1 protein-coding gene (cut by a window edge) is annotated in these 24,279 nt (G+C 64.6%); it reads left to right on the forward strand.

Going from position 1 to position 24,279, the window contains the following annotated elements; all coding sequences use genetic code 11:
- Positions 1-24,279, forward strand: the 5' portion of a protein-coding gene (locus MJQ72_RS20070; RefSeq protein ID WP_240600899.1) for a hypothetical protein. Its footprint extends 15,252 nt past the window's final position; only the first 24,279 of its 39,531 coding nucleotides appear in the window; it begins with the start codon at positions 1-3; its stop codon lies off the right edge, out of view.

Consider the following 24,279-nt stretch of genomic DNA (forward strand, 5'->3'; position numbering starts at 1 on the left):
TTGGCCAGGGACTTCGAGGCGCTGCGCTCTAAGACGAATCCGCCGCGCGCGGTGGCGCTGGCGCGGGTCGAGCGGGTGGTGCACGAGACACGGCCGGACCTGGTCCGTCCGGCCTCCGCGGCGCGGGCCACGGACTTGGCGGGTTTGCGGCCGTCCGTCGCGGCGGAGATGGAAGCCGTACGCGAGAAATACCAGGAATCCCTCGCATCGGTGTGGGAACTCATGGGGGCCTTCGCACTGACCGATATCGAAGCCGTGTCCGATCTGGCACTGAAGCTGTTCGGACGAGACCTGAACCTTCGCGGCATCGAGGGACCGGCTCGGGACTTCGCAGAAGACCTGCTTCATGCCGAAGGGCTGGCCCTCTTCTTGGCGGCGAATCAGCCGCTCGACGATGCGGCGGCTCTGAGCAAGTTCTGGAAGGACTGGGACACCACGGAACTGGCGGGCCTGCGGTTCTCCGCGGGGAAGACGCTGGGGCCAATGCGACCTGCGCCCGCCTGGGCGATCGAGACGGTCCGAAAAGCCTGGAGTGGTCGCTTCTCCGCCACTGAGATGGCGTTGGCACAGCCGTGGCGAAGCAAGGCGGAGGCTGTCCTACGCCTGCCGGTGCCGCTCGTCGACGGCGCCGCGGCCCGGCGCGTGGCGGAATTGCGCGCCGACCTGATCGACGCGGGAGCGCTGCAGTTGCCGGCGGAGCCGGAGCGGCTGTACGAGTGGCCGCGGATGGTCGACGACGAGCCGATCCTGCCGTCGGCCGATGAGTGGCGGGCCGAGTTCGAGCAGCTGGTCGATGCGAACGCGTTCGACCAGCCTGGTGACGAACGGGTCGCGCGATTGTGGGCGAAGGTCGCGGACGCGGCGGTGGAGTTCCGGGCGAATATTTCCGAATTGACCCGAACACTGCGAGAGAACTGGCTCGAACAGGGAAAGAAGGCACTTCGTATCGGTGCGTCCTTCCCGGAGCTCACCGCCGCCGAGCGTGCCTTGCTCGACGACCTGGCGCTGGTGGTGGGCCGTCGTGCGGATCTGGTGGCCAAACGCCGTGCGGGCGCCGACAAGCGTGCTCGGGAACGCGCCGGGGGGTGGGTGACGATCGCCGACGCGGTGCGACGGGAGACGAATGAGGAGCTGCTGGAGTTGTGGCGAGGGGATGGAGCGCTCTCCCTGCGGCGGGCGGCATCCCCGGACCTGCGGACCCCGGCACAGCTGCAGCGAACGGCGGAGCAGCGCTTGGCAAAGCAGCCGACACTGACCGACGAGCAGATCGCGCGAGACCGGCTGGCGGCACTGGACGAGCTGGCCGGCTTGACGGGCGACCGGGTAGCTGCCGAATGGCTGGCCGATGTCGTGGGGAACAACGCTCCCGGACAGGCCGGCCGGGCGAGCGATATCCGGAAGGCGTTGGACAAGCTGACGGAGGCCGACGACGAGACCCGCGAGCGTTGGCAGATGAAGGGCCGTGAGCTTCTTGAGGAGGAGGGGCTCCCCGCGCTGCCGGACGGGGTGACGGCGATAGTGGGTTTCGAGGCACTGAACTACCCCTGGGAACTAGAGCTGCGTGAGCTGGTGCGGGAGGCGCGCGAGACGTTCAAGGGGTTGCGTGGCGCCCGGTTCGCCCCGGACAGGTCCATGGTGCGCGACGTCATCGAGACCGTCGGTGCTGCGCAAGAGACGCCGTGGGACGACGCCCGGGTCGGGACGGATGCCGAGGCGGAGGAAGTCTCGGGGTCCGAGGTCGAGCTTGTCGATCCGGCCGGGGCGGAGGACGGTTTCGCCGAGACACAGGGGCGTGACCGGGCTGAGGAGCTGGGCCTCATGGTGACCGCGGTCGTCGACCGGTTGGCCGACATACCACAGGAACACGTTGGGCAGGCCTTCCTCACTGTGCTTCCCAGCCTCGATGTCCACCCCGAGAACAATGCCGAAGCCTTGGCCGTGATGGATGAGGTGCTCGGTTCGGCGTTGATCGAGAACCTGCGCAGGCGTGCCGAGGGACTGCTGGCGGAGTTCGGGATCGTGCCGAACTTCGGTGGTATGCCTGAGGGGGTATTCGCCGCGCTGACCGAGGACGTGCTCGTCGCGCTGGCTCCGGCCCTTACCGTCGACCTGGGGCGCGACATCAAGGAGGCGATCGTGTCGATCGCTGAAATCGACGAGGATGAGGCGGTCGAGACGGAGTTCGCCGATGCGTTGGTGGCGTTCGAGGATACGTTCGGCGGCGTACTCGCGCAGGGGGAACGGCTTGAGCCCGGTGCCGGGTCGGCGGTGGCGCGGGCGGAGGGCGCGCTGGGAGAGCGGCCCGCTACGGGTTTGCCCACCGCTGTGGCGGATGGGTTGTGGCGGCGGATCAAGGCCGCGGTGGCGTGGCAGTTCGACGATATCGATTCGACGGGGCGTCTCACCGCGGGTTCACTCAGCGACGGTACCGGTGATGTCGACGTCGAGGCCAGTGCCGAGGTGTTGTGGCAGATCGGGGAATACTACGGCCAGGCGATGGTCGAGGCGCTGCGGGCGCGTGCCGGCGAGTTGCTGGCTGACGTCGGGATCGACCGGGACTCCGGTATCCCAGATGAGGTGTGGCGTGTTCTGGTCGATGAGGTGGCGGCGGCGCTGAACCCATCGGCCGCCGACCAGCAGGCGCGGTGGCTGAAGGACGCGTTCGGGGCGATCGCCGAATCCGGCCAGGATGAGATGTCCGTGGCCGACCTCGCCGACATGCTCGATGAGGAGGAAATCCCGGTTGACGGGAGACGCGGTGCGGAGGCGTCGTCGGCCACGGGTGCACCGCATACCCCGAATCGAGCCATTGCCGAACTGGAGGAACTGCTGGAGCGATACCGGGGCTTCCAGGGCGAGATCGACGATGCGGCGGCACGGCTGGACGACGTCGAGAGCAGGGAGGGCGAGGCCGTAAGGGCGGCTCTGCTGCAGGACGCCACTGTCCTGCTGGGCGGGATACCGGAAAGAGACGGCATGCCGGAGGTGATGCCTGGTGTCGGACCGGACGCCGAGGCTCAGCGAGCCATACACCAGGACCTCAAGACCGTCGTGGCCGCCGAAATCGCTTCGGCGAGAGCCATGGCGACCTATGGGAACTACTCCACCGCCGAGGAGCTGGCGTACGCGAATACCACGTGGATACGAAGCGCGGCCGAGAGCCTGCGGCTCTGGACGCCGAACGGACAGCTGACCGTCGCTCGTGGTGAGGGATGGGGCGCGAGCTGGCTTGACGGACCGGCAGTGCGATGGGGAGCCGTCGGCTTCAACTCGGCGAATACCCATCTACAGGCAGCGCTGGGCCAATACCTTCAGTACTGGGCACCTGAAGTCCAGCAGGGGCGGGCCGCGTTGGCGGACCTCCCCTCCAGCGTGCGAAATGCTGTTCTCGATGCCGCTGAGCTCGGCGAGGCTCCTTCACCACACGTCGTGCTGCTTCAGAACGCCAGGGGCGAACGCACCGACGAGACCCTGCCGATGGGCGGTATCTCCGAGGAACAGATCGGCGCGCTGTGGGAGGACATGGCGTATGTGCTGGCACCGCCGCTCCTGCAGCTGAGGGATCTGCCTTCGCGTGACGCACTTGAGGAGCAGATACGGGCCACGCGCGCGGAGCTGTTCCAGGGCACCGAGCAGCTTGCGGACACGGGGTTCGACCACCTGCGCACGCACACGGACGACGGATCGGTCGCCCGGTTCGAAGCACACTTGGCCGGGAGAATCGAGGCCGGACGACTTGAGCTCGACCACCTCGACCGTGTGGCGGGCGAGGACGAACGCGACAGGGTGCTCGCCACCGCCCAGCAGATCCTGGGCCCGCCTCCGGCGGAAGTCCGCGTCAAGGGAGTACTCGTCGGACTTCCCTACGAGAAGATCGAAAACCTGTGGGACGCGATGGCTCACGCGCTTGTTCCCCTGGTCGCCATGCAGCGGAACCGCGCGCGGCTCGAGGAACAAGTAGCGGAAAAGCGTGCCCAGCTGATGCTCGGCGTCGAGCATCGCCCGTACACGGGCTTCGAACATCTGGTGAATCATCTGTCCACGGTCTGGAGAGATGTGGCGGATTCCGCGCGTGCCGTCCAGCAGGAGATCGAGCGGCGAGCAACGCGCGCGCGAGACGAGTACAGCGAGCGCATGCAGCAAGAGATCTTGCGGCGGGGCGCCGCGGATCAGGAAGCCGCGGAGCGGAGCGCCGCGCGACTGGACGCAGCACGACGCGGAGCTGTGCGGGAGGACGGCGCACAGTGGAACAGCACGCGTGACGGCGTGCGATGGCTCGCGGCGCCGGACTATTCCGAGGCCATGGAGCCGCCGGAGTATCCGCTGGATTCGATGGCCGAACCGGAGCCGGTCGAACTGGACAGTGAAGACGCGGACGTGAATGCCCTGCTGCAGGTGTCGCGCCGCTGGGAATCGATGTTCGAGGAGGTCGGGGACTTCGATGAGCTGTCTGCCGATGGTGTTCGCTGGATTGCTCAGGCTCACCTGATGCTCGACCTTGTGCAGCGATCGGGTCTTGACCGGAAGGTGGCTGATCACTGGGCGTCCTTGTATGAAGGAATGGTCGGCGCGATCGCCGCGGCCGGTATGCGCGGTGGCGTTGCCGCCGCCGAGGCGGTACAGGCTCGGATGTGGAGCGACATCGGGCCCGTCGCGGTTCGGTTCGCACACGGTGGCCCCAACGCTCAGGTGGTGAACTGGTATGCCGCCGAGCTGCAGAACGTACTGGCTGAGCAGAAGTTGTCGGCAAGGGATGCGGAGTTCTGGCGGCATCAGGTCCTGGGCTGGGTCGTACCTCCGGTCGGGGTGAGCCCTGAACGGTTGCGGGCGCTACGGCCGGTACGTGATGGACTTCTCGACGCGCTGGCGTATATCGCGTACACGGATCGTGAACTCGCGGCCTCCCGGGTCGGCCCGTTCGCAGGCTTGGTCGTCACGGGTGATTTGGTGTGGTCTGCACCTCCGACCGGTGTGGGAAGCGCCCGGGATGCCGCGCAGTCTACTTTGGACAGGTTGTTCGTCAACGCGATGGCGACCGCCGTGGTCGGTAAGTGGTCGGCCGGGTTGGTTGACGTGGGTGGTGTGTTCGATGGGTTGAGTGAGGACCAGGTCGCGGAGTTGTGGAAGGGGGCCGCGGGAGTCGTTCGTGATCGGTTCGACGTGTCTGAGGAGGTGCGGCGGTTGGGGAGCCGGGCGACTATGTCTGATCATGCGGCTGTCGTCCAGTTGAGCCGGGCTGATGCGCTGATGCGTGAGCTGACGTTGCGGGTGGCTGGGGCGTTGAGAGACGTGTGGTCGCCTGGCCCGGAGGATATTCCGGCGAACGCGCTCGCGATAGCGGAATCGGTGACCGAAACGTGGGGACACAGCCAAGGAATCGAAGACAAGATCGTGCTCCGCGGCGGCGACCGCGTCACAGTCGAACTTCCGGAAGGGCTGAAGCGTTACGACCCCACTCCCGCCGTACCCACGCTGGGTGATCTGCTCGCACAGGACGAGTGGGTTGAGGAGATCAAGCGAGCCGCCGCTGAGCAAGGAGTGTCGGCTCTCAAGCTCAAGTTGAAATGGGCCCAGTTGTGGGCGGTGCAGTTCTACGGGAAGATCAATTTCTCTAGAGTGAATCCTCATGTCGCAGTAGGGAATCCCTACGCCCGAGGGCACGTGGCTGCCATGATCGGCAGCCTGGGGCCGGATGAGAAGCCTCTGACAAGGACAGCCGTAAAAGGGTGGTGGAAGAAGTCCGGGCTGCGTCCGAAGTTGGAGTTGCCGGAAACGCCGCCGTGGATGATGACATGGGTGCCGACGCCCGCGGAGCAGACTTTGAAAGATGCCATTCTTGCCAGGAAGGACCCGGGACCGGGTATTTCAGCGGTCGTAGACTCTCGCGGGTGGCTGAACGTGGTTACTCTTGCGGCGCTCCGCGAATGGGCATCGCAAAAGTTGGCCGAGAAGGATCCGGTTACGCAAGAGCCGCTGTACACGCCGCGCGATGTACTTATTCTGTCCGGCGGCCTTCTCAGTCAGGAAACTTTGGAAAAGCGGGTCAATGGACTCGGTGAAGCCGAGACGAATCCCGCTTTTTCTCTGCCGGCTGGTCTGGCCTCTTGGCCTCTCCGTGCTGACGAATCCACGTTCGGTGCCCGGCTTGCTCTGCCGCGGTGGGTTGAGGAGGTCGAGCGGATCGCTGAAGAGGGGCAAGTGTCGAGTATTGAGGTCAAGAGGGCGTGGGCACGGGCGTGGGCAGTACAGTTCTACGGACAGATCAACTTCGATACCGGAAATATCTATGTCGCAGATGAAGTTGCGCGCATGATCGGCCACTTGGAGCCGAAAAAGCCCGCCGTGAGTGCCAGGGTGATGCAAGAGTGGTGGAGGCTTTCTGGTTCGCGTCCGAAATTGAAGTTGCCGGATCCGCCGGACTGGATGAGGGGATGGGTGCCGACGCCTGCGGAGCGGAATTTGAAGGCTGCCATTCTTGCCAGGGAGAAGCCGGGGTCGGTTATCTCGGTGGACATGAAGACTCAGAATAAACTGAACACCGTCACCCATGAGGCGATCCGGGCGTGGGCGTTGCCATGGTTGAAGGAAAAGGATCCCGTAACGCAAAAGCCTCTATACAGCGCTGGCGATTTGGTAACGATGATTGGTCACCTCGTCAACAAGACAACGGTGCAAAAGTGGCGGAGGGAGGCTGAGGCTGAGGCCACTCGGGTTGAGTCGGTTGGGGGGAGTGGGAAGCGTGTTTCTGCGGATTTGAGTGGTGGTCCGCCGTCAAAGCGGCAGATGGTTGATGGTGGTGTGGGTTCTTCGGGTTCGAGGGTGGTGCCGTCGAGGCCGAAGCCGAAGCCGAAGCCGAAGCCGAAGCCGAAGTCGGGGTCGGGGTCGCGGCGGGGGGTTGGTGGTGGTGAGGTGGTGTTTATGGGGGTGCGGCGGTATCGGGCGGAGTTGGCTGCGCGGATGGATGATGAGTTTTTGTGGCGGGATCGGGATGATCCTGAGGGGAAGGTGTATTGGCGGTTCGCTGGTCCGGATGGTGGGTTGGATCCGGATGTGCGGAGGCGGGTGAGTGAGGTGAGCCAGGCGAGGTGGACTGGGGGGCAGGGTTTGGTGGCGGGGTATGCGGAGGGGGGGCGGTTGACGTCGTCGATGTTGGTTCCGAAGGAGGACGACGACGGGAGTGAGTACGAGGGTGCGGGGAAAGCGAAATCGAAGTCGAAGGCGAAGGGGAAGGGGAAGGCGAGGCAGAAGGATGGGCCGGTGCTGCAGAAGTGGGTGGAGGAGCGGTTGCTGGCGGAGGTGATCGCTGAGGTGAAGCGGACGACGTTGGGGGAGAAGCCGCTGGTGCGGCGGGTGAAGGTCAGGATGGTGAAGCCGGGGGATGTGGGCCCGGGTGAGAAGGGGTTGGAGGGGCAGGATGAGCTGGCTTTGGCGATCGATCCCGCGAAGACACCGCCGGCGGCGTGGCCGTCGTTGAGTAATGGCCGGATTCTGGCGTTGTATTTCGGTGCGGTGCTCGACAGTGATGGGGCGAAAGAGGCGTGGGCGGCGAAGTATCCACTGGGTGGTCAGGACCGGCAATATCCTCATTACACGGTTGCGGTGAACGACGACGGGTGGGAGATGGCGGGGGAGGGGCCGTCCAACTCGGCGGCGGCGGCCAATACCAAGTTTAATGAGCGTGGTCTTATCGATGAGGACGAGATCAACACGATTTTCCTTCAGTTCGAGGTGTTGATGCCCAACAGTGACGGTACTTGGGACTGGATGCCTGTCGTGGCGCTGGTGGCGCTGGATGACGCGTTCGACACGAAGCTCAACCCCACGGGGAAGATCGTCGCTCACTACAGCGATGACTATGCGAGGAAGAACTTCCAGAACGTGATCAAAACCGAGCCCGATGACGCTGTCCGGATCGAATCCGACAACGACACCGAATCAGACGACCGTTCCGACCCCGACTACGAGTCCGACCCCGACTACGAGCCCGAGAGTGATGTCAGGATCCGGGGCGGAGGCATCTCCGGCGACACGTCGGGACCGGGGCCGGGGCCGGGGCGGGTGCTGCCCGAACGGTGGCTGGAACAGCTCGGGGCCGCGGTGCGGGCGATCGAGTGGCCCTCGGACACCGTGGCGGACTACTGGCGCGAGATTGCCCGCGGCGAGCTCGGGTTCACCGAACCCCGCATCCCGCTGCACGACCCCGCCGCCGCCCGCGCCCGGATCGAACTCCAACGCGCCATGGTCGAGCAGGTCGCCCACGACCTCCACCACATCGACCACGAACTCGACGAAAACCCCGCCGCCTACGAACCAGTACAAAACAAAATCGACGACCACCGGGATCTTCTCGACACGCTCGAAGAGCTATTGCAAGGTATGGCCGAAGCTGATTTCGAGGCTTTGAGGGCGGCGTTCGATCCAGCGGGTGAGCGGGGTGTCTCTTGGTCTGCTTTGGACAGTGTGTTCGCCGGCGCGATGGCGACTGCTGTTGCTGCTAGATGGTCGGCCGGGTTGGTTGACGTGGGTGGTGTGTTCGATGGGTTGAGTGAGGATCAGGCGGTGAGGTTGTGGAAGCGGGCGGTGGATGTTGTTCGTGTTCAGTTCGACGTGTCACCGGAAGTGTGGCAGTTGGAGAACCGGGCGACCATGGCTGATCATCCGGCTGTCATCCGGTTGAGTCCGGCTGACAAGCAGATCCGCGAGCTGACCTTGCGGGTCGCCGGTGCGCTGAGAGACATGTGGTCGCCTGCGCCAGTGGACGTACCGGCGGACGCGCTCGCGATAGCGGACTCGGTGACCGCGACCTGGGGACACAGCCAGGGAATCGAAGACAAGGCCGGACTGCCCGGAGGCGACCGCGTCACTGTCGAACTTCCGGAGGGGCTGAAGCGTTACGACCCCACTCCCGGCGTACCCACGCTGGGTGATCTGCTCGCACAGCAGGAGTGGGTTAAGGAGAGCGAGCGAGTCGCTGCTGAGTATGGTGTCCTGGCTATCAGGGTCAAGTGGAACTGGGCCCGGTTGTGGGCGGTGCAGTTCGACGGAAAGATAAATTTCTCTAAAGTAAATCCTCATATCGCGTTGGGGAACCCCTATGGCCGAGGGCATGTGGCTGCCATGATCGGCAGCCTGGAGCCGGGCGTGAATCCTCCGGTTAAATCAACCATCAGAGAGTGGTGGGAGAAGGCCGGGCCCCGTCCGAAGTTGAAGTTGCCGGAAACGCCGTCGTGGATGATGACATGGGAACCGACGCCCACGGAGCAGACTTTAAGAGCTTCAATTCTTGCAATGGAGGAGAAGAAGGAGAAGGGGGAGGGGCCGGGTCCAGGCCCGGGGATCTCGGTGGATACGGACTCGCGCGGACGGCTGAATATGGTCACTAATGCGGCGCTCCGCGAATGGGCATCGCAACTGTTGGCCGAGAAGGATCCGGTTACGCAACAGCCGTTGTACAAGCCGATCGATGTTTCTTTGCTGTCCGGTAAACTGCTTGATACTTCGAATATGGCAAAGTGGAACAAGGTGGCTGACGATGATGAGATTGACTCCGCTTTTTCTCTGCCGGCTGAGCTGGCACCTTGGCCTCTCCGTGCTGACGAATCCACGTTCGTTGCCCGGCTTGCTCTGCCGCAGTGGGTTGGGGAGGCCGAGCGGATCGCTGAAGAGCAGGGAGTGTCGAGTATTGAGGTCAAGAGGGCGTGGGCCCGTGCGTGGGCAGTACAGTTCCACGGACAGATCAACTTCGGTACCGGAAATCTCTATAACGCACGCGAGGTTGCCGATATGGTCGGCGACCTGGGTTCGAATAGTCCTGCCGTAACCGAAGGAGTCGTGCAAAAATGGTGGAGACTTTCTGGGCCGCGCCCGAAGGTGGAACTGCCGGATCCGCCGCAATGGATGATCGATTGGACGCCGACGGCCGATTTGCCGACTTTGAAGGCCGCTATTCTTGCCAGGGAGAAACCAGAACCGGGTATTTCGGCGGCTGTGAGATCCCAAAATAAACTGAATATGATCACCACGGCGGCGGTCCACGCGTGGGCGGTGCCGTGGTTGACGAAAAAGGACCCCATTACGCAGAAGCTGCAGTATACCGGGGCCAAGATGGTAGAGCTGACCGGTGAACTGGTCAACGAGTCGACCATGTCAAAGTGGCGGAGGGACGCGATTGCCGGTTCGGCTGTGGAGTCCGTGGATGGTGGCCTGTCGGGAGGAGGTGGGCCGGAGGTTGCCAGGGGGAAGTCGGTTGGGGGGAGCGGGAAGCGTGCTTCTTCGGATTTGAGTGGTGGTCCTCGGCCGAAGCGGAAGATGCGGGGTGATGGTGGTGTGGGTTCTTCGGGTTCGGTGGTGGTGTCGTCGAGGCCGAAGCGGGTGGATGATGATGTGGTGTTGGTGGGGGTGCGGCGGCCTCGGGCGGAGTTGGCTGCGCGGATGGATGATGAGTTTTTGTGGCGGGATGCGGGTGATCCTGCGGGGAGGGTGTATTGGCGGTTCGCTGGCCCGGATGGTGGGGTGCATCCGGAGGTGCGGAGGCGGGTGGGTGAGATCAAGGCGAGGTGGACTGGGGGGCGGGGTGTGGTGACGGGGTATGCGGAGGCGGGGGTGCGGTTGCCGGGGTGGATGTTGGTTCCGGAGGAGGACGAGGACAGTGAGTACGAGGGTGCGGGGAAGGCGAAGGGGAAGGGGAAGAGGAGGAAGAAGTATCAGCCGGTGCTGGAGTCGTGGGTGGAGGAGCGGTTGGTGGCGGAGGTGGTCGCTGAGGTGAGGCGGACGACGTTGGGGGAGAAGCCGTTGGTGCGGCGGGTGAGGGTGGGGGAGTTGACGAGTGAGCATGTGGATACGGATGAGAAGGTGCTGGTGGGGCAGGATGGGTTGTTCTTGGAGATCGATCCCGAGGATATATCGCGGGAGGAGTGGCCGTCGTTGAGTAATGGCCGGATTCTGGGTTTGTATTTCGGTGCGGTGCTCGATAATGACGAGGCGAAAGCGGCGTGGGCGGCGAAATATCCGCTGGGTGGTCAGGGTCCGCAGTATCCTCATTATTCGGTCCAGGTGAGCAAAGACGGGACGAGGATGGCGGCGGAGGGGCCGGCTAATTCCCTGGCCGCGGCTAATACCAAGCTTGATGGGAGGAAGATCGACGAGGACGAGATCAACGCGATCTTCCTTCAGTTCGATGTGTGGATGCCGGACAAGGACGGTGGCGGGCGCTGGATGCCTGTCGCGGCGCAGGTGGCGTTGGATGACGCGTTCGATGTCGCCCGTAACCCTCATCGGAAAGTGCTCGTTCATTATGGCCACACTTATGCGGCGGAGAATTTCCAGGACGTGATCAAAACCGAGCCCGATGACGCTGTCCGGATCGAATCCGACGACGACACCGAGCCGGCGAGTCGTGTCGGTCTGCGCGGTGGGGGCCTCCCCGGCGACACGCCGGGACCGGGACCGGGGCCGGGGCGGGTGCTGCCCGAACGGTGGCTGGAACAGCTCGGGACCGCGGTGCGGGCGATCGAGTGGCCCTCGGACACCGTGGCGGAACACTGGCGCGAGATTGCCCGCGGCGAGCTCGGCTTCACCGAACCCCGCATCCCGCTCCACGACCCCGCCGCCGCCCGCGCCCGGATCGAACTCCAACGCGCCATGGTCGAGCAGGTCGCCCACGACCTCCACCACATCGACCACGAACTCGACGAAAACCCCGCCGCCCTCGAACCAGTACAAAACAAAATCGACGACCACCGGCAACTCCTCGACACCCTCGAACACACCTCACGGGACAACCCCACCGACTGGCTGCAGCACCTGGACGAGGGTGTGCAAGGTCTGCCTGCCATCGACGCCCTGCGGCGATTGAACGCTCCCTTCTTCGACAGGTTGTGGACGGAGATGGGGAACGAGTCCCTGGAACAGGTCGAAGCCGTGGCCCGACTCGGGCGCTCCCTGTTCGGGGATCTGCCCGCTTTGACGGGGCCGGCCAGGCAGCTGATGGACGACCTTGTACTTGCGCACGGGCGAGCCATGGCCGTCGCGGCGACGACACGCACCGATCCGGGCGGGCGGGCCGAGTTGCTTCAGCGCCTTTGGGACGACCGAGCACTGCAGGACCTGCGTGATACGGCTGCGGACGTGTTGCGAGAATCGCTGGTGGACGGGCCTGCGGCGGATTCCCGGATCGCGGCCTTCCGAGAGGTGCCCCGGTGGAGCGCGGCGCTGGAGGAAAGCGCTGAGGCCGCGAATGGCGTGGCCGCGTCCGCCGAACAGTGGGTGGACAGACGGCGTGATCGGGGCACGCGACTGCTCGATATCACCGTTGAGGGGCCGGAGCTCACCACCGCCGAGCGTCAACTGTTGGACGAACTGGCTCTTGCGGTTGGTCAGCTCTCGCGCAGGGTGGAGCGTTCTCGGGCTCAGGAGTGGATGCGGACCGCGGAACTGGTGGCGGCGGCGGACTCTGCCGAGCGGGAACGGCTGGTGCGGCAAGGGAGCGTGGCTTGGATTTCGGAGCTGGAAGATGAGCCGGTCGCCGACCATGAAGCCGCGAGCTTGCTGGCCGAAGCCTATGGACGCGATACAGCGGAGTGGCTGGCCGGTGTCCTGGGGCACGCCTCCGAAGGGAGTGAAGACCGTGCCGCGCGGCTCGAGGATGCGCGGGAGTTCGCGCAGGCGCTGGAAGAGGCTGACGAGCAGACCATGAGGGCCTGGCAGGACAAGGGCCAGACGGTGCTCGCGTCGGAGGACCTGCCGGACGAGGTGGCCCAGCTGGTCGGCTTCTGGACGCTCACCCAGCCAACGGAGAGCCAGTTGGACGCTTTCGTGCACGACGTGCGGGAGGCGTTCCGAGCGCTGCGCAACCGGTTCGACCCGTCGATGGACGTGGTGCAGGCAGCTACCGAGGCTTATGCCCGGACCCACGAACAGGTGGTGCGGGAGGATTCCGAGCTTGGCCTTGAGACAGACCGGGATCCGTTCGGGTTCGGCGGTTGGGGAGACCAGCTTCACTCCGACGACGAGGCAGCTTCGGCTCCGGATTCGGACGATGTGGTCGACGACGAGGAAGGTCAAAGCCCCGGTGCCGTCGCCGCGCGGGAACCCGTCCTGGCCGACAGGGGAACGCGGGCCCGTGCGGTGGAGGCGTTCTCCGCTGGTTCCCCGCGATGGCTTTCGGAACTCCGGTCCGCCGCGCGAGGGGTTGCCCGGTCGTCCGGCGGTGAGGTGGGGAAGCGCAGGGCTGAAGCCAGGAAGAAGCTCGGCTTGGACGTCGCGGGTGTGCCGCTGGTCGGGGAGGCGGCGCGGCGCAGGGTTCGGGTGCAGCGTTCGATGGTGGATCGGTTGGTGCACCACGAGTACCGGCTTTCCACGGAGCAGGGCGATGTCGCCGAGGGGGTGCGGCTGCAAGTCGAGGGCTTCCGCTCTCAGCTCGAAGAGTTGGAACGACTCGCCGGGTCAGGGGCCAATCCTCAGGAGCTGATTGACTGGTTCGACGCGTATGACGCCCGGAACGAGGCGGCGTCGCTGTCGGCGTTCCTCGGCATCGAACTGGCCGGTTCCGCTGAGACGCGTGCAGGCATGGAGTATCTGGAGCGCGCGAGGACCGGTTTGGCGAGGCCGGTGTTGAGCGACGCTGAAGCAAGGTTGTTCCGTGATATGGCCAATGTCGTCGCGGCGCGCTTTCGTCGCGGGGTGGCGGACTCCGAATCACGCGCTCTGGCGGAGACTCTGATGAGGGAATTCGGCGCGCTGCGTGGCGCGGCGGTGATGCCCACCGGCCCGCCGAGTGAGCCGGGTGACTCGTCCGCTCCCCCGCCGTCCGAGCCGCCGGCGGTCACTGAGGCACGCCGGAACCACGAGCGCGGTATCAGTTTGGCTTGGACCTGGGTGGGACGTCAGTCACTCGAAGATGTCGAATCCGTGACTGATCTCGCGTATTCCGTGTTCGGGGACCTCTATTCAGTGGAGCGACCGCTTCGGGATTTCGCGGAAGACATGGTTCAGGTGCATGGGCAACTCCTGTTCAAACTCGTGACCGTGGCTCGCACAGATCCAGGCCGATTCAATGAGACGCTGGACAGAATCATGGCCCAGTGGCGTACCTCGGAGGCCGAGCGTATGCGGGAAGTGGCCACCCAGGTGTTGGCGACGGATGCGCCTGCCCTGCGCGGACGGATCAGGGGCTTGCGGGCCGACCCATGGTGGAGGTTCGAGTTCGAGAGCACTGCTGAGGCTCTGACGCGGACATGGCGTGATGACGCACGGACCGCGCTGCGCCTGCCAGAGCGGTCCATCGGGGACGCGGACGTGGCGCGCCGGGTGGCCGCCACGCGTGCGGACCTCGTCGATGCGGTCGCGCTTGAGGTGGAGCGGACGCGGAAGCCCCCTGGCGGACCGAGGCGCGACGACGCCGTGGTGTGGATGGCGGACGGGCTGCGTGAGACGTTCAAGGCCCTGCTTGACGGGCAGGCGTTCGATGGCGAACCCGACTTGCCGAGGGCGTTCCGGCCGCGGATCACCGACGGAACGAAGAAGGTCCGAGCTGAAATGGCCCGGGTTGTCCGCGCGCTCAGCATGCTGGAGGGGCGGAGCGGGCCCGGCGAGCCCCTGCCTGACTTGGCCGATTCGTGGGGGAACGTGGTTTCCCAAGCGCGCTCGTTCCAGGTGCGGCTGTCCGGGCTCGCCACCTTGTTGAAGCAAACCGGCAACGTGCTTCTCAGTGTTTTGCCGCAGCTGGCGGAGTCCTTGGTCGATACGGTGCGTGAGCTGGCCGAGCTCCAGCCGATGATTCTCGAGCATGCCGATTCGTTGGTACGGGTGGCCCGTGACGACACCCGCGAAGGATCTGTGTGGCGAGGTGCGGCCGCGTTCAGGACGGAGTTGCTCGGTCTCGACGAATCGCTGACGCGGCTGGCTCGCGAGGTTGGGGTGCTCCGGGGGACGCTGCTCCTCCTCACGGGATCGGTGAGGCAGGAGGCGGACGAGTTCAGGGCGCGGCGGGACGAACTCACCCGATCAACGAGGCATAAGTGGCTCGACCTAGGCAGACGGCGGCTCGGTATCGGTGCGGCGGTCCCGAAGTACAGCGCCGACGAGCTCGCGATGCTGTACAACCTGGAGCTTATCGTGGGGCGCCGTCTGGACGCCCCGGACGAACTCCGAACGAGGGTTGTCCGGGGCCGAGTGCGAGCCGCGGCGGCCGTACTGGCGGCCGATGAGGATGCACGGACCTCGATGCGGTCCCAGGGGGACGGGTTTCTGAGCACTGCCTTGGGCCAGGACCAGCTGCGCGCGCTGGATCCGCAGGCCGCGGAATGGCTGGCCGATGTCGTTGGGCACAGCGGTGCCGGCGAAACTCAGCGCGGTCGGGCGAACGCGGTCCGGGAGGCGTTGGACGCGATCGGTGAGGCTGACACGCGGACAGTGCGGCGCTGGCGCCGGAAGGGGCTCCAGGTGCTCACTGGGGAGGGACACCCACCCCAACCGGATACGGTGGCCGAGGTGGTCGGCTTCTGGGCGCTGGATTCGCTGGTGCCGGGGCAAAACGACGTGACGACGCGGGCGCGGGAGGCATTCGCCGCACTGCGCGCCGACCGCTTCGCTTGGTCGGACCACGTGATGGCGGCCCTGCAAGCCCGTCTCTTGCGGGAGATGGCTGCCGCGGAGGGCGAGTCGGAGACCGACGATCCGTACAGTGACTTCGGCTCTCTGGCCGGTTCTGGTGAGGACGATGAGGCTGTCGGGGAAAACGCGAGTGAATCCGGCTCCGTTTCGGATGGGCTCGCCGAGGTGGTGACCGAGGCGTCGGCACTCCGGGCCACGGAGCCCGAGCACCAGCGGGCGGAGTTGCTTCTCGGGCCGCTGAGGGAGCCGGACGATGGCCCAGCGGCGCAAAGGCGCGCCGAGGAGTTCGCCGAGCTGCGCGTGCGGCTGGCGAAAGCGCTGCACGACCATGGAACCGCCGCGTGGGATCGCCTCGCGGAGTCGCGCCGGGAACTGCAGGAGCGGTTCAACGAAGACGGTGTGCAGCGGGTCGACGTCGACGTCCCGCTCGCGGTCGCCGAGTGGCGGGCGGTGACGAGCCCGGCGGTCCGTGCGCTGACCGAGCTCGAGACACGGTTCTATTCGGAGCGGATCGGGGAAGGCCCGGCGCCGGCGCAGGTGAGGAGCTCGCTCACGCGCAGGCCGGACCTGCATCCCGAACTCCGGACGCGGCAGGAGCGGTTGTGGCGGCGGATCGAGGCCTCCGTGGCGTCCCGGATGGAAGGTCTCGAGATTCAGGCGCGGCAACGTGCGGAATCCCTTGGCGTCAAGGCAGCGGAGCACGACTGGGTGGAACTGGCCGCAAATCCGGATGCGCGGAATCAGGCCATTGCCGACTTGTTCGCCACCGTTGGGATCGATACGGGGGGCAATGCCGAGTCCCTGTCGCGGATCGGTACCGAATACAGCCCCGCTACGGTCGAGACCTTGCGCGTGCGCGCGATGGAGCTGTTTTTCGATCCCGCGAACGCGCTGGCGGCCGTGAACATCCCGGACGAGGTGTTCGAGGAGCTGGTCAGGGAAGTGGCGGTGAAGCTGGATCCCACCGATGCCGACCTTCACGCGGCCGAGCTGACCGGCGGATTCGAAGCGGTGACCCGGGCTGATGGCGAACTTGCCGAACTCCTGCGTCGCTACCATCACCTCTTCGACAGCCAAGTCGGCGACGCGGCGGCACACCTGGCGAGTATCGAAGACCCGGACGTGCGCTCGGCTCGGCACCGGGAAGCCGAGGCTATCTTGGACGGCCTGCCGGAGGTACTGCCGGAGGTCGGGCCCGCCTTCGAGATCCAGCGGGCTCTGTACGAAGACCTTGTCACCACCTTGGCCGCGGCACTTGACCGCGCCCGTGCCGCGGAGCCAGACGTCGACGAGGCCGAGCGGGCCGCGTGGAGCGAAACCGCTGTGATCCGGATGGTGGCCGAGCGTTTGCGAGGATGGACGCCGAACGGACGGGTGGCCCCAGGCCGCGGCCTGGGCTGGGACCCGGTACCGGAGGAGGCACAAGCTCGTCGGGAAAGTGTCGGCTTCACCGGGCAACAGGGGGCTCTCCAAGCCGCAGTGGAAGAGTTCCGGGACTACTGGCGAGACGAAATCGGCAGGGGGCGACGACTGCTGGATGACCGAGTGGATCGGGAAGACATTCTCCATCTGGCCAAAACGAAGCTCGGCCCTCCTCCGTCGAATCAGCTGCGGTTGACCGACATCGTGGAGGACCTCGCGCGGCGGGCGAATGCCTTCGGACAGCCGGCCGAGGTCGAGGCCGCTGTGCGTTCGGCCAGGGCTGGAGTTCCCGGTGACCTGGTGTGGCGAACCGGCATTTCCCAAGAGCAAGTCGATCAGCTATGGGAGGAGATGGCACTTGCTCTGGTGCCTCTCGCTGCTCAGCTGCACGATCTTTCAGCCGAGGCGACTGCGCGGAGGGAGCACCTCGAGGCGCGGCTCGATAGCCTCCGGCAGGATTTGCTCGATGGCGACGACGTTAGGCCGTCTATAAGTTTCATCAACCTGGTGGATCACCTGCAGGCTGGACGCGGTGGCAATCCGGAGATCACCGAGTCCAGCGAGGAAGAACTGCCGCGCTATTCGTTGCCGATGACCCGGAACGGCGAGGCAGCGGAGACTGCGGACGCGATCGGGCTGGAACGAGTGGTCGATCGGTGGTCGACGGCATTCGCTCATGCCAGGGATTCCCGCGCCGAGAACGATCTCACTGCACACAATTGGCGCCAGTGGGCCGGCGAGATGCTCGATCGCGAGCGACCGGCCGGTTTGGGGCCCGAGGTGGCACGGCAGTGGACGTTGTTACGCGACGGGATGGTCGACGTGGTCGCCGATGCGGGCAGGCAGGGTGGCGCGGAACGGGCTGAGATGACGTTGGCCAGGATGTGGGCCGATGTCGTGCACAGCGTGGATCTGGCCTTCGCCGGCGGTTTGAGCACCGAGGTCGTGAACTGGTTCGCCCGCGAACTGAACCGGTTGTCGGCCGAGGGTGTGCTGTCCGCGGAGGACGTCCAATTCTGGCGGCACCGGGGGCTGGGCGGGGTGCTCCCCGCTCCCGCGATGAGTCGCGACCAGTTGGAACGACTGCGTCCGGCGCACGACGTGATGCTCGATGCGTACGCGTATCTCGCGTACGAAGACCGTAACCTGGTGGTCTCCAGGGTCGGCCGGTTCGCCGCGGCCGTGGTCATCGCACCTGGGAAACTGGTGCCTGTCACAGGCCTCGGCGCAGAGAGGGATACCGCGCAGCGGAATCTGGACCAGTTGTTCATCACCGCGTTGCAGAACGCTCGCGAGGCCACCTATGAGGCTGACGACGATACGGAAGACGCTCGCGATGATGAACGAGGGCTAGGCACACACTCGTCCGACGGCGACGACCTCTACAGCGCGAGCCCGCCGCGGCAGGCCGGTCCGTCGGTGGAGCCAGGCGGGCGGGTGACCGCGCCCTTGCCTCCGGGTACGCGTGAGCCGTCGGCGCCCGAGGGGGCCGAGCGGGTGGAGGACTTCAATCCGACTGGTGCTCCGTTGACGGAGGTATCGCGGGGAACGCGCTGGTTGCTCGACAACGCGCCGGTGTATCAGCGCGGCCGGACTCGCCCAAAGCCGCTTTTCGTGCCCTCAGCGGATGAAAGCAAGCTTCCGTCGGACTTGCTTCCCACGAAGGACCAGGGGCCGGCGTTGCGATCGGCCTTCGAGGTACGCCGTGTGCTGTCGCTGGACGAGGGGCCTCTCACCGAGGTGACCGTTCGTATCAACCTTGATCCGGAGAACAGGTATGGCGCTCTTGTGCAGAACGCCGAATGGAACGACTTGCTGGCGGGGGCGGACAAGTACTACAACAGGCCTCGCCACAGGCTGCCCAATGGAGATCTGTTGCGCGTCCGTTTCGTGCGAGTGGGGAAGGGTGAGGAAGCGCACCATATCGTGAGGTTGACAGACACCGGTTCATCCGAGCAGACCACCTGGCGCATCGGCGATAAGGAGAAGATCCACGAGACCGGGCATATGATCGGGCTGCCGGACGAGGGCGGATTGCTGGGGGCGCCTCTTCTGTGGAACACGTTGATGGGGCGGCACCATGACGAGAAGGGCAAACAACTTTCCGGTGACCTGCGGATGCCGAACCATTACTGGGAGTTTCTTTCGCAATCCATCGGTGACGTGCCGCTCTATTCGGGTCTTATTGTCAAGTACTCTGAGGTACTGGCGCAGCTGGGACGGCATCTGGCGGCAATGCCGGACGATTATCGGCCCGAGTGGCGCGAGCTGGTGCCGGGGTGGACGGAAGACCTGCGTCGAGGGCGTATCGACGCTGTCGACCCGAAACTCCTGACACAGCAAATCGGCCGGGTCCTCTCGATGATTCAGGAAGTGCGGACTGCTCGAGGGGGACTGATCCATCAGATCGCCGAGCGTGCGCGTGCGTACGCGGAGGCGCGCATCTCGCCGGTGACGTTCTACGAGGAAGGAGTGCCCGGCGGGGCGACTGCCCGAGAAGGCGTTATGCTCTCCTTCGGGGTCAACTTCGAATTAGCGGAATCGGTGGAGCAAGACGCTGATCCTGTCGACACTCTGCTGAGCCAGTTGCTAGAAGCCGGTTACCTCAGCGAGTACAATGCGGAAAACGAGTTGATGGATCCGGGTGACGACAATATCGAAACGGCGCATTTCGACGAGTATTGGGCTGCCGTGTCGAACCCGACGGGTCAAGGCGGCAATGAAGTAGAATTGCGGTCGCCATTCCATGATCCGCGGGCGAGGTCTGCCTGGGAACAGCTCGGCAGTGTGCTGAACTTGGCGCGGAGAAGTGGGGCGAGCATCGGAGACCACGGTGGTTCCGTGACCGTGGAAGCGTCTTCGGCGCTGACGTCCGAGGAGAATCTACGGCTCGCCGAGTTGTTGACAGCATTCTCCTCGGTCATCCGGCGGCTGGGAAATCACTCGTGGTTCGACGATGACGGTTTGGAAAGTCACAAACACCGTGACCTTTCTTTCGCGGGAGTGAATCCCCTGCCGATGGATCGAGCGCTGCTGTCTCATGTGCGTCCAGGTGGTTTGACTGATTGGGAAGTCCATCGGCTGCTGAGCGGCAGTGCGGATTCGGCCGTTGTTTTCCGGGATACGGATGGGCCACTGTTCGATAGTCCGAAGTTCCAGTTGTTCGCCGGCAGTCTGAACGTCGTGGATTTGCAGGTTCGGGCCGAGTTTGCCGCCGCATTGGTGTTGGCGGCGAAAGATCCGACGATCGACATGGTGCTGAATCGAGCACTCGCGGCTCCGCTTTTGCCGGGCGAGGGAACTCCGGGGTTGCCCGAGTTGCTGACCTTGCTGGAATTGCTGCCGCTGAGCCTTGCCGCGCAGGAGCAGATCGTGCAAGCCTTCGTCTGGGCCAAGCCGTGGGTCTATGACCGGACCGTCGACGAGCTTTACGAGACGCAAGCCGTGAACACCGTCTTCAACGCGGTCTTGTTCCCGGCGCCCGGGCAGTCGGTGGCGAGCGCGATGATGACGGCGCGAAACCTGCCGCAGTACAAGGCAGTCGATCTGGTCGTCGCTCACCTGGCAGCGTATCGGGAGAGAATTCAGCTCTGGAACGGTGACACTGTTTCCGGCGACGAGTTCGCCGCCATGATCATGAGCCGCGAGCTCGGGAAGCTCAGGCCTCTGGTGCTGGCGATCTCGGATGTCGTCGAGGTGGTGAATGGAACGCTTTACATGCCGCGATGGATGCGTGTTTTGGTCGCTGAGATAGGGCGAGATCACCGTCCGGTGATCGTGCCGGCAGGACCCGTCACCGGGATCGAAGGCCATCTGCTGACGGAGCCCGGGTGGGTCGAGCTCAGGGCCGAGTCGTGGAGGGCCTGGGGCAAGGCGGACCTGACCGAAACGCTGAACGCGGTGGGGCCCATGGTGGGGACCTATCCACGTGCGCCGGCACTGGCCGCGCCGAGCGCGGGAGGCCGGGTCACCGAGTCATTGCCGCCGGGTACGCGGGAACCGGCCGCCCCCGGAAGTGGAGAATCGTCGGCGATGGGCGCGCGACTCGGCCCCGATATACCGTTCGGCACTGAACCTCCTGTCACCAGGATGAGCGGGCACTACCGGCCGTTGTTCCGCCCCGGAGGTACGCGAGTTCGTAACGTCCACTCCTCGAGGTGGCTGCAGCCGCCGGTTGAGTCCGTGTGGAGGGGTGATCTCGGGCCGGTTGACGCAGCTGGCTCTTCACAGGAAGGGCAGAAGAGTAGAGATCAGGAGTTGTTTGACGAGTTCGCCCTGAAATACGCCGAGGATGTTGTCCGGCTTGAGGAGGCGGGCCGGGAGTTGCCTGATACCCGGGTGCGCGGCAGGACGGATGATGATGCACGGCGTGTGGAGAACGCTCTGCGCGAGGTGGTGAAGGAGCGTGCTGGCAGGTCGATACCGTTGGTTTTCACTCGTGATCGCCAGCCCTGGCCCATGGACGCCATCCCCGGTGTGGTCGCCATGGTTGCGACGTATGCGTCGCCGGCGCGGACTCTGGACAGTTACCGCCAGGCGGACAGCCTGCACGTATCGTTCATGCCAAATGGGCGGGCTGATTTTCCTGCCGCGGAGGAGCTGCGCGTGAGGTTGATGCTGGACCGTGTTGTCCGGGAGGCCCTGGCGAAACCGAAGGGATCGAGGCCGAAGCTCATCGTTGATGTGCGCTCGATTAAGAGACACATGCCCGAGCGTGTGGAGTCTGCTGCCGCTCTGGTCTATGAAGTGCTCAAGAGTGTGTTGGCTGTGTACGCCCCAGGCATCTCGGTCGAGGATTTCATCCAGGAATCGGTCGATCTCGTCGAGACGCAATCGGACCGTATGTCTGGAATTCTTCTGGATGTCATCGACCCAGTGGTCGACGCCGCTGTTCGGCCGCCGTTGTGGTTGGGGGATCGGCTTAGTGATCTGCGGGATGAGGAGTTGTTGACGTGGGAGGGGCATTTCGCGGGCCGGTCGCAGCCTGCTCTTGCCGAGCAGGTGCCCGAGCAGCGGAAGCCTGGGTGGCTGGATCAGGCGGGGATGGTGGGGGGTGTGGTGGATCTGATCCTGGCGCGTGCGGGGGATGGTTCGCCGGGGTCGCGTGTTCTGCAGATGCCGGATATCCGGGTGCGGATCACGTCCGATCTTGAGGAGGGTAGTGAGGTTCTCGATGGGATGTTCGAACATGTCGAGAAACTGTTCGATAAGGAGATCCTGCGCAGAAACCGGGATCCGGAAGACTTGGGGCTGCATTTCACCCGGGAGGTCGCTTTTGTGAGAAATGGTTCGTTCAGTCAAGGGGGAGATGTCCGGATTTCTCTGCATGAGACCCCTAAACGGGCCTTGGCGGACTACCGGCAGAAGAAGCAGCTCACCGAGCGCGCGACCTCGACTATTCCTGTGTTGGCTGAGGCTGCATGGGAACGCATCATGCCGATGCTGGACGGTTTCGTGGACTCATGGATAGACAGCGAGAATGGCAAGCCGAAGCTGGAGTACGGCATAGTCACCGCCTTGTCATCCGGCTCGGCATTCACCACCACGCCGCCTGACCAACGTACCCTGTCTTCGGTGTCTTCGGTGTTCAATACTCGGGCGGTCCGGCGTCTGGTGTGGGAGGGAATTTACGGCGCACTTGCGAAGCGGGGGGAGTCTGGATTGGCTGCAAAGATCTGGGCCGATCATGTCCACTTCACTCCGTATTACGGCTCCAAGGTGGCCGGCGTGGTGTTCGATGTGCTCGAGCCCGGCCAGACGATCGGAACCGTCCCCGCCACTCGCAAAGCAGGTCAGGCGGCCAGCTTGGGGAGCACGTCCCGACCAGAGGTCTCGATGATTGATGACTGGAATGGGGATTTCAAGAATCTGGAGCCGGACTCGGCGGTCGTGTTCAAGGAGGATCTGGAGAAGCTCAAGGAACTGGTAACGCGTGTTAAGGGTGAGATCGAAAGTCAGAGTCCTGGGAGCGAGGATCGGGACATCCAGGCCAAGGTGTTCGGTAATGGCCTCGTCGACAGCGAGGGAAAGCTGACGAAGCGCGGTGAATCCGCCGTAAATTATCTTCGGGAACGGCTCCGTGAGTACCTGGGGAATCTTGCGGTGCCCATCACCGCGTTTGCCACCAATGGCACGCCTAGACCTAGTTATGCGGCGAGCGCCTCGGTCGTGGTGTATCCCGAGACAGGCCGGACCGAGAATGACTATCGACAAAATGAGCCACTGGCTTTGTCCTTCCTGCATCTTAAGGGCGCGCGTATGTCTGTTGTGCTCGAGAAGCGTTTGTGGTCGAGGGCTCAAGGTTTTGTGTCCAGGTATATGTCGAGTAGTGCAAAGCCTGGATTGTTGATCTCTCTCAGAAATGGCGCCACCTTTGCTCGTCGCTCGGCGTCGATCGCCGATGTGGTGAAGAAAGCCGTCGCCGCATATCAACTGAATATGCCGGAGAACCTGATATATCAACTGAATATGCCGGAAAACCAGATCGAAGAAATTCTGCGGCACGTGAAATTCCGTAAGGCGCACGCAAGAGATTTTAAGGGTGTTATCGAGCTGCCTGCGCAGTCGCTCCAGATGGCCGGACTCCCGGACGTCGCCGCGGTCACCGGGCCGGAAGTCCCTGGTGACATGCGGCCGTCGGGTGCCACCGGTGCTGTGATGGAAGAGGAGGAGTTGGTGGCTCTTGAGTTCGACCTGGCCGCAGTTCAGCCGGTCGAACCCGACCTGCCGGAGGGGCTCGCTCAGGGGGTGTTGGGGTGGTTCGATCCGGTGGATGAGGCTGGCGTGCGAAGTCATGTGGCTGGGGTGTCGGGGGTTTATGAGATGAGTGATGAGGACATGGCGAGGTGGCTTGCGTTCGGGGCCAGGGCGGTGTCGGAGTCGTCGGGGATGGATGTGGTGGGGGGTGGGTCGGTGGTGTCTGGGGTGGGTGGGGAGGTGGTGGCGCGGGGCCGGGTTGAGGCGGGTCAGGGTGGTGTTCCGGTGTTGTCGTCGGTGGATAGTGGGGTGTTGGCGGGGGCTGCGCAGGAGTTGGTGGGTCGGGCGTCGCGTGAGCTCAATGCGGGGTTTGAGGGTGTGGGTGTGCTGGTTGTGGTGCAGGTGTCGGCTGCGGGTGTGGTGGATGGCAGTTTCCGGGCGATGGCGGATCCGATCAGGCTGACATTGCTGAACGCGATCAAGGGCGTGGTGGAGGATGTTCCGGTTGAGCGGGCTGGTGATCTGCCGGTGGCGTGGAATATCAGTGCG

The sequence above is a fragment of the Amycolatopsis sp. EV170708-02-1 genome, assembly GCF_022479115.1.
GTDB lineage: Bacteria > Actinomycetota > Actinomycetes > Mycobacteriales > Pseudonocardiaceae > Amycolatopsis.